This window comes from Streptomyces sp. UNOC14_S4 (assembly GCF_020740835.1).
In the GTDB taxonomy this organism is placed as follows: domain Bacteria; phylum Actinomycetota; class Actinomycetes; order Streptomycetales; family Streptomycetaceae; genus Streptomyces.
This window is the reverse complement of sequence record NZ_JAINFC010000450.1, coordinates 1-6,235: the sequence shown is the minus strand read 5'-3', so window position 1 is coordinate 6,235 and position 6,235 is coordinate 1. Positions and strand designations below refer to the sequence as shown.

Below are 6,235 nucleotides of genomic sequence, written 5' to 3'. Positions count from 1 at the left end.
GGATGCGGAAGGGGCTGCCGTCGAGGGCGAGGAGGGGGTTGGGGGTGGTGAAGTTCGCCATCGGCGGGACGATGCCGTGCTTGAGGACGAGCAGGGTCTTGAGGAGGCCCGCGAGCCCCGAGCAGACGTCGAGGTGCCCGATGTTGGCCTTGAGGGAGCCGAGCGCGCAGTAGCCGGTGCGGTCGCCGTCCTCGCGGAACGCGGCGGCGGCGCCGTCGAATTCGATGGGGTCGCCCTTGAGCGTCCCGGTGCCGTGGGTCTCCAGATAGCCGATGGTCTCGGCGGAGACACCCGCCCGGCCGAGGGCGGCCCGGATCGCGTCGCGCTGGCCGCGCGCGCTGGGGGCGGTGTAGGACTTCTTGTCCGAGCCGTCGTTGGTGACGCCCCAGCCGCGGATGACGCCGTGGATCGTGTCGCCGTCGGCGAGTGCCCGGTCCAGGCGCTTGAGGACGATCGCGGCGACGCCGTTGCCGCCGACCGTGCCGTCGGCGGCGGCGTCGAAGGCCCGCAGGTGGCCGCTCTTGGAGAGGATGGAGCCCTTGACGTAGTGGTAGCCGAGCACCTGGGGGACGTGGACGGCGGTGGCTCCGGCGAGGGCGATGTCGCAGTCGCCCATGAGGAGGGCCTGCGCCGCCTGTTGCACGCCGACGAGGGAGCTGGAGCAGCCGGTCTGGACGCTGACGGCGGGGCCGGTGAGCCCGAGCCGGAAGGCGACGCGGGTGGCCGTGAAGTCGGCGTAGTTGCCGACCATGGTCTGCATGCGGGTGAGCCAGTCGTCGCCGGGCGAGCCCGGCAGGACGTTGTTGACGAGGTAGCTCTGCATCGAATACAGGTGGTGCCCGGTGCTGGCCCAGACGCCCACCCGGGTGCCGTCGCGCTCCCCCGGGTAGCCCGCGTTCTCCAGGGCGTGCTGGGCGCACTCCAGGAACATCCGGTGCTGCGGATCGGTGATCTGCGCCTCGCGGGCGCTCATGCCGAAGTGCTGGGGGTCGAACCCGGCGATGTCGTCGAGGATGCCGGAGGCGCCGACGAAGTCCGGGGCGCGGTACCGCTCGGCGGGCACTCCGGCGGCGGCGAGTTCCTCGTCGGTGAAGCGCGTGACGCGGTCCGCGCCGTCGAGGACGAGGCGCCACAGCTCCTCGGGCGTGTCCGCTCCCGGCAGCCGGAAGGCCATGCCGATGACGGCCATGCGGGGGTCGGGCGAGGGGCTCATGCGTTGTGTCCTTCCACGGTGGGGCCTTCCACGGTGGGTCCTTCCACAGCGGGGAGGTCCCGGTCGTCCTGACCGTCCCGGTCGTTCCGGTCGGCAGGTGCCTCGTGCCGGGGTTCCTTCCTGCCGCGCCGGAACAGGACGGCGAGGACGACGGCGCACAGGACGATCGCGAGGCCGTGGAAGAAGGCGACCACGGGCAGCGGCGCGAAGTGGTCGAGGAGGGCGGCGCTCAGGATCATCCCGAGGCCGAAGCCGATGTTCTCCGCCGAGGCCGAGAGGCCGAAGAGACGGCCGCGCTGCGCGTCGGGAGCGGCCTGGAGCCGCGACACGTAGACGATCTCGGTGAAGCCGTCGGCCATGCCCGCGACGAGCGCGGCCACGACGGTGAGGACGGTCGGCAGGCCGGTGAAGACCACGATGAACGCGGCGGACATCACGCACGACCCGACGATGAAGGCCCGTTCGCCCGCCGTGCGGCCAGGTCCGCCGAGCAGCCGGCCGGACAGTTGCTGCATGACGATGTTGCCGATGGCCCAGGTGGCCCAGAACTGGCTGATGAACGTGGCGGGGTGGCCCGGGTCCAGGTCGCTGGAGTGGATCGGCAGGGCGACGTTGTGGGAGGAGGACCCCAGGCCGTCCACCGCCCGGACGACGATCATCACGGCCAGGAGAGGCGCCGCGCCCAGCAGGGCGCGGTAGGCGGAGAGTGTGCTTCCGTCGCTGTCCCCGGCGGTCTCCCCGGGCTCGGTGGAGCGGGTGCGCACGGGCAGCAGGAAGAGGGTCGTGGCGGAGACCACGAAGGTGACGGCGTCCAGCGCGAAGGCGGTGGTGTAGCCGAAGCGGGCGACCACCACGCCGGACGAGGCGAAGCCCGCGATCATGGCGAGGGAACGGCCGGTCACCAGGAGCCCGTTGGCGCGGGCCCGGTGCTCGGCACCGACGATCTCGGGGACGCTGCTGCGGAGCGCGACCTGGGAGAGCGTCGAGCAGGCGCCGGTGACGACGGCCAGGGCGAAGAGCAGCCCGACGCGCGCGCCGCCGGGCGCGAGCAGCAGCAGGAGCAGGGCCGCCGCCTGGGTGAGGTCGGCCCCGGTCATGAGCAGCTTGCGGTCGTAGCGCGAGACGAGACGGCCGCTCACGAAGCCGGACGCGACGCTGGTGAGCAGACGTACGGCCATGAAGAGGCCCGCGGTGAGGGCGCTGCCCGTCACGTGGTAGATGAAGACGTTGAGGGCCACCATGTTGAGGTAGCTGCCGTACGCCGAGATGCCGTTGCCCATGACGAGCAGCCGGAAGTGGCCCATGCGTGTGCGCCTCCTGATCGGCAGCCGGGATCGCCGCCGCGGATCAACGGGGGACGCACACACGGTCGCCCGGAACGAAGCGCTCCTGGAGCCACGCGAGTTGGGGACTTGACAATGGGCAGTAGGGCCATAACAGGCCATGGACCGGCCGGAAACTACCGCAAGTGACCATCTTTTGCTTGTATTTCACCGAGTCCGTGGTTAGATCGCCTTGTGCGTCCGGTAGCGATGTGCTTGCCCACGGTCGCTTCCGGCGCCGACGCGCCGCCACCGCACCACCTCCTGGAGAGTAGAGATGCCCGGCCACAGCGTCGCCGAGAGCGGGTCGACGAGCCTGTCGCCCCGCGAGCGCGAAGTGCTCGCCCACATCGGCGCGGGATTCACCCACCATCAGATCGCGAGGCGCCTGGGCATCAGTGTCCACACCGTGGGCACGTACACCCGGCGTATCCGGGCCAAGCGCACGGCGCCGACCCTCGCGGACCTCGTCCGGCTGAGCCTCGCCCAGGACGGCGGCTGACGGCCCCCTCGTTCTCTGCCTCGTTCTCCGCGTACAAAAGCGCCGGGCGGGCTGGAATCCCTCCAGCCCGCCCGGCGCTCGCGGAATGACGCCTTCCGGCTCAGTCGACGGTCGCGACGGCCTCGGACGCGACCGCCGCCTCCTCCGCCTCCGCCTTCTTCGCGGCCTTCTTGGCGCGCATCTTCATGACCAGCAGCGAGCCGAGGCCGAACAGCACCGCGGCGAGAAGGCCGAGGTAGGAGAACTGCTTGAGCCACTTCTCGGCGACCTTGCCGACGGAGTAGATCACCGCGACGGTGCCGCCCGCCCAGACGATGCCGCCGAGGACGTTCGCGATGAGGAACTTCCAGTACGGCATCTTCAGCACGCCCGCCAGCGGACCGGCGAAGATCCGCAGCAGGGCGATGAAGCGGCCGACGAAGACGGCCCACATGCCCCACTTGGTGAAGGACGCCTCCGCCTTGGCCACGTGCTGCTCGCCGAAGTGCTTGGGGAACTTCCGGCCGAGCCAGGCCAGCAGCGGCTTGCCGCCCTTGCGGCCGATCAGATAGCCGATCGAGTCACCGATGATCGCGCCCGCGATGGCGCAGGCGGCCAGCACATAGGGGTTGATGTGGTCCTGCGTGGCGGCCATCAGCGTGGCGCTGACGAGCACGATCTCACCGGGAAGCGGGATGCCCAGGCTTTCCAGCCCGATGACCCCGCCCACCAACAGGTAGACGGCGACCGCCGGTACTGTTTCGAGCCACTCCTGGATGTGCAACGCCGGTTCCTCCCCGGTTGACGATCTTCCCCGGCGTGCGCCCGGTGGGCGCACGCCGGGGAAGCCTACTGGAGGAGAAGACTCCCCGGAGAGGCCGCGGGTTGCGAGGGGCGGGCCGTTTGTTCGGGTCGCTTGTCGGGATCGCCTGTCCGGGCTGCCCCCTGCGGCCCGCCCTGGATCGCCTCACATCCGCTCGGCATGGCGGCGTCTCCGGCGGGCAGAGGAAGTACAGCCCTGGAATACACATCGCTCCTCGGCAAGCGAGAAGAGCGAAACACGCGACCGTGCTCTACGTCACAGATCCACACATCTGCACACCTCACGGAGCGAGCGCTTTTCGGACGCCACTCCGGGAGGCGGAGCGGGAGACCCCCGGTGGGTAAACGCCCGCTGAATACGTGTTTCGGCCGCAGGGAATCCGCCAGCCGGTCGGCATGCCGCCGCCACGGGTCCGCGCCGCACCGCGCCACCTGCGATGTTCGTACCCGATGAGCTCGCACAGTGACGCGGCACACATAAGAGAGGGTTCACGTGAAACCGCCTCCCCCGGGTTGCGCACCCCATCCCATGACGCGCCGATAAACGACCGACAAGGCTTCCGATTGGCATTCCGATTGACCATCCCGGCCCGGACGCATTCACACCCTTTCCGAAAACCGATGGAACGGCATAGGGCGCCGCCTTTTTCAACAACCACCCCTCCCCTCCCGTCAGGCACCCGCTCTCCCGAACACGCCTGGCGACAAGCCCGGACGGCGGCCCGGTCCCGGCCAGGAGACCGGGGAGTCGCAACGGAATCCAGCCTCCCCGGCCGAAGCGACGCCCCCCATTCCGGCCGACGCCCGAAAGTAACCCAGCGTGAGAGCGGCGACAGAATCCGGCCCAAGCTCGACAGGAACGCATAAACGACCGGGCACACGCCCCCGACCAGCTGATTCCCGCCCCGGCCAGGCAATCGGAACATCAGATACCGTTTGGCGTCAATAAATGTTGCGCGACCGCCCGGCCGCGACGAGCCCGTCCGTCTCCACAGCTCACCAATCTTTTCGGCCCGCCGTACGGGCAGGCCGCCGGACGTGGCGCGGGGCGCGGAAAGGCCCTGGCGCATTGATCGACCCTTGCCGATTCCCGTCTTTGACGCCCGAGTTCCGGCGACCGTACGTTTCTCTCCGTGTTCGGCGGTTCCCGTCGAGGATCCACCGAATGGGAGATCCGATATCCATCCCCCGCCGCGGGAATCCGCCGAACACGCTCCAGTGAATGCACATCACCTCCGCGTTCCGGTGAAATACCCGCCGGCCGAAGCGAAAGGAAAACGCCGTGACAGATTCGGAAACCGCGCCCACCGGCGCGCAGATCCCGCTGATCGCGACCGACGGGCCGTCCATCGACGGCTGGACCAGGGCTCCCTTCTCCGTGACGCAGGCGCCGGGGATCCTGACGTCGGCACGCGGAGGCGCACCCGTCTACCCGGGGGTGCGGCTGGAGGCCACCGCCGACACGGTTCCTCCGCAGAACGTCTTCGTGTCGCTCCCGGGAGGCAAGAACCTGGCGTTCGTCACCGAGGGCGAGGGCCCGTGCCAGCTGACTGTGCAGGACTCCGCCGGTGGCACGAAGTCCTACCCCGGATCCGTGCTGCCGGGCGGCCAGGCCGCCGTCTTCCAGGGCGTCGACCTGGCCCTGCCGAAGAAGGGCGCGATGTCGGCGGCGTGGGTCGCCGTGACGGCCTCCGGCGACACCCCCCTCGGCGACACGAACCTGACCTTCGCCATGGGTGACCAGGCGTCGCCTTCGACCGTCGTCCGCGTCGTGCAGTACATCCCGTTCTCGGTGTCCCCCGCGGTGACACCCGTGCCGTTGTCGCGCGGCGGCAAGCACGGCTACCCGGGCGTGGTGGCGCTGGCGGCCGGCAGCGGGACGGTCTCACCGCAGGACGTCTACGTGGCCCTCCCCGAAGGCAAGGGCCTGGCATTCGTCAACGAGGGCTCGGTCGGGGACTGCCAGCTCACCGTGCTGCACGACAAGAGCACGTACCACTACCCCGGAACCCTGACGCAGGACGGGCAGGCCGTCTACTTCACGGGCGTCGATCTGCACCTGACGAACACGGGCCCGACGCCGACGACGTCGTCGGTATGGGTCCCCGCGAAGGCGTCCAAGGACGCCCCGCTCGGCGGCGCGAACCTGACCTTCGCCGTGGGTGACCAGGCGTCGCTCTCCGCGCGCATCACCGTCCAGGCCGCATCGGCCGCCTGACCGTCGGGCCTTCCGGCCGGAGGGGCGCCACGAGAGAGACCGCCCGCGCGGCTCGCGGGCCGCGGAGAGATCCCAGCTCGCGAGAAGCCCGCGCGGGCGGGCCAGGAGAAGGCGCCCCGCCCTGCGTTCCCGTCACGTTCTCGTACGCCCCGTCCCGAAGGAGACCCACGCACGTGGAC

The 6,235-nt window shown here is 70.1% G+C and carries 5 protein-coding genes; 2 read left to right on the top strand and 3 right to left on the bottom strand.

Annotated elements, in window-relative coordinates; translation table 11 throughout:
- Together K6I34_RS29240 and K6I34_RS29235 are read right to left on the bottom strand one after the other, a co-directional pair.
- The coding region (locus tag K6I34_RS29240; RefSeq protein ID WP_229330440.1) for a polyketide synthase at positions 1-1,213 on the bottom strand (1,213 nt) is incomplete at its 3' end.
- The gene (locus tag K6I34_RS29235; RefSeq protein WP_229330438.1) at positions 1,210-2,517 is read right to left on the bottom strand and encodes an MFS transporter; all 1,308 of its coding nucleotides are present in this window, start codon (positions 2,515-2,517) and stop codon (positions 1,210-1,212) included. The genes K6I34_RS29235 and K6I34_RS29240, both read right to left, overlap by 4 nt.
- 295 nt (positions 2,518-2,812) lie before the next feature.
- Between K6I34_RS29235 and K6I34_RS29230 the strand changes: the two genes are divergently transcribed.
- Positions 2,813-3,037, top strand: coding sequence for a response regulator transcription factor (locus K6I34_RS29230; protein WP_229330436.1), 225 nt, complete (start codon positions 2,813-2,815; stop codon positions 3,035-3,037).
- 100 nt (positions 3,038-3,137) lie between these two features.
- On the opposite strand, the gene K6I34_RS29225 is transcribed toward K6I34_RS29230, so the two are convergent.
- Positions 3,138-3,800, bottom strand: coding sequence for a DedA family protein (locus tag K6I34_RS29225; RefSeq protein ID WP_229330434.1), 663 nt, complete (start codon positions 3,798-3,800; stop codon positions 3,138-3,140).
- 1,320 nt (positions 3,801-5,120) lie between these two features.
- Between K6I34_RS29225 and K6I34_RS29220 the strand changes: the two genes are divergently transcribed.
- Entirely contained in the window at positions 5,121-6,056 is a 936-nt protein-coding gene (locus tag K6I34_RS29220; protein ID WP_229330432.1) for a hypothetical protein, read from the top strand.
- The last annotated feature ends 179 nt before the right edge of the window (positions 6,057-6,235 follow it).

Bases quoted from the DNA above. Each gene is read 5' to 3' on its own strand.
- K6I34_RS29235 (WP_229330438.1), bottom strand. From the start codon at position 2,517: ATGGGCCACTTCCGGCTGCTCGTCATGGGCAACGGCATCTCGGCGTAC.
- K6I34_RS29230 (WP_229330436.1), top strand. From the start codon at position 2,813: ATGCCCGGCCACAGCGTCGCCGAGAGCGGGTCGACGAGCCTGTCGCCC.